The 2177-nt window shown below is 68.3% G+C and carries 4 protein-coding genes and 1 pseudogene; all 5 read left to right on the top strand.

The genetic code is table 11. From position 1 onward, the window contains the following. Positions 1–184 (top strand): annotated as a pseudogene (locus ACIP98_RS42290) (transposase); the annotation flags it as partial. Positions 185–427: 243 nt separating this feature from the next. Then, positions 428–688 carry a hypothetical protein gene (locus tag ACIP98_RS42285; protein WP_401982201.1) on the top strand — a complete coding sequence of 87 codons (261 nt, stop codon included), beginning with the start codon at positions 428–430 and terminating at the stop codon, positions 686–688. Between the two features lie 15 nt (positions 689–703). Continuing rightward, positions 704–1429 (top strand): DUF2625 family protein, encoded by a 726-nt coding sequence (locus ACIP98_RS42280; RefSeq protein WP_401982198.1) that lies wholly within the window; start codon positions 704–706, stop codon positions 1427–1429. A gap of 122 nt (positions 1430–1551) precedes the next feature. Next, positions 1552–1752, top strand: coding sequence for a hypothetical protein (locus ACIP98_RS42275; RefSeq protein WP_401982196.1), 201 nt, complete (start codon positions 1552–1554; stop codon positions 1750–1752). Positions 1753–1780: 28 nt separating this feature from the next. After that, the gene (locus tag ACIP98_RS42270) at positions 1781–2086 is read left to right on the top strand and encodes a hypothetical protein (protein ID WP_401982194.1); all 306 of its coding nucleotides are present in this window, start codon (positions 1781–1783) and stop codon (positions 2084–2086) included. Positions 2087–2177: the final 91 nt, after the last annotated feature.

The following is a 2177-nucleotide window of genomic DNA, read 5'->3' as shown; positions in this document are numbered from 1 at the left end:
CTCATCGACGTCGGCAACGGCAGTGCCTTCGCCACGGCCGGACACCTGGCCGCCTACGCAGGCCTGGCACCCGTCACGCGAGCCTCCGGCTCCTCGGCAAGGTAACAAGCAGCTCAAACGCGCCTTCCACCTCGCCGCAATCGCCTCGCTCTCGCAACCGGAGTCACGGGCCTACTACGACAGGAGTGGAGGCCCTTTGGGCGTCTTCCGCCGGGAGCCGGATCGTTGTCAGGGTGGGGTGCCGGGCCGGGGAGGGCCTGGCCGGGAGAACGAGGAGGGGCGCTGTGGGCGCCGTGCAGGCGACGGTGACCGTGCGGGTGCTCGGGGCGCCCGTCCATTCGGGGCTGGTCGGGCGCATCGTGCCTCACCCGTTCCTCGTCCTGGACCGGCTTCAGGACCCGCCGACCGGCAAGGTCAGGTTCCCGAGATGCGGGGCTCCCTCCCGGCAGGGCTCGGCAAGGAGGCGGAGGCGCTCGCGGCCCTCGGCCTCGGAGCCGTCGCGCGCCAATTCCCGCTGGCCGAGGGGGCTGTACCGCTCTTCAGCGACGACGTCGAACTGATCGTGAACAACACCTGGCGCCCGGTGCTGTCCGTCAGGTGCCGCAGGCCTCGCCGGACGCCCCGACCGCGCGCGCAGGTCAGCGGCCCGCGCGACGCGTCCCCCGCTTCCTCCGGGCCGAGCGGCTGATGGAATTCTGTACCCATGAAGACAATCAATGAATTGGTGGAGGTGGACGCTCCCTCCTGGCCGGTGCTCCTGGACGACCTGTCCAGCAGCTTCACGCCGGTGGAAATACTCCCGCCGGAGCCGGACCGCGCGGCCGCGTGCCTGCTTCAGTTGCAGGTGAGCGCTCGGTCACCCCTTGGCGCGGTGGTCATCAATACCGGTGGTCTGCTCCTGCATGGCGGATGGATACGGGTCTTCGGCGGGTCGGGTTCCGGCGAGCTTCCCGGCATGGCCGAGGTGAACCGTTTCCCGTCGACCGTGGAACCCGGCTGGCGTCCGGCGGACGGCTTGGTGCTGGCGCACGACGTTCTCGGCGGCGTTTACGCGATCAACGGGGTCGACGCAGCGGAGGCGGGACGCCCCGGGGCGCCGGGCGAGATCGTGTATTTCAGCCCGCAGAGCTTGCAGTGGAGTGCCCTGGAGATGGGGCACAGCGCCTGGTTGGGCTGGCTGCTGGCGGGCGGCCCAGCCGACCTGTACGAGTTGTGGCCCGACTGGCGCTCGGAGGTTAACGGGCTGCGTTCTGACCAGGGAATCTCCTTCTACCCCTTCCTGTGGTCCTCCGAGGCCCAGGAAGACCTCGCGGCCACCAGCAGGAAGCCGGTGCCGATGAATGACTTGCTGAAGACGCACCAGATCTTCTGCGAGCAGATGGACACCGGAGTTCCCGGCTTCCTGGGCACCTACTCCACCGCACCCTGACCCCACCACGCACCCCCCGCCTGGGTGGACTCGTCGCCGGGCGAGGCTGGGAGCGAGGGAAAGTGGAAAGGGTCTACGTGACGAGGCGGCGGTAGACGCCGTACCACCAGGTCGAGGCCAGTGTGATCGAAATCGACTACGCTCCAAACTCCGCCGCCGCAGAGAAGCTCGTCTTCGCCTGCGGCGCCGGCGCCTTCCCGCTGTGGGTCGACTTCGGCAAGGGCAGCATCGAGAAGATCGACGGCGTGCGCGGGGTCCTCGATGCCGGAAACCGAGTGACGGCTTGTGTCGCCGCGACGAAGTGGCGTGTCGCCCCGGGGTGACGATTGTTGCGCACGGTGACTCTCATAAATGTTCTGTAAGAAGCTGACCATCAAGGTCGGGAAGAACGCGGGCAAGTCTCCGTCGGTCGCCTCGCTCTACCGGGCGCTCGCGGAAGCCGAAGCCGCCGCGGCCGACGACGGCCTGCCCCTGCGGCCCAAGCTCGTACGTATCTACCGACCCGAAGACCCGCTCACCCCCGAGGAGATCAATCTCCGCGAACGGCTCCAGGCCCAGCCCCACCTGAACACCCCCTGCGGTAGCCCCGCCCACGACCTGCCGCGATCCCACGATCACCGGCTTAGCGTTAACCGCTGTGGCCCAAGGCCGAGCTAGTGTCCTGCGCCGGAGATTCGTCGGCAGAAGCGGGCGAGGGAGTCGAGGATTTCTTCGGCGGTTTTGGTCCAGATGAACGGCTTGGGGTCTT

It is taken from the genome of Streptomyces sp. NPDC088354, from assembly GCF_044753585.1.
Taxonomy (GTDB): Bacteria; Actinomycetota; Actinomycetes; order Streptomycetales; family Streptomycetaceae; genus Actinacidiphila.
This window is presented reverse-complemented; position numbering and strand designations above follow the sequence as displayed.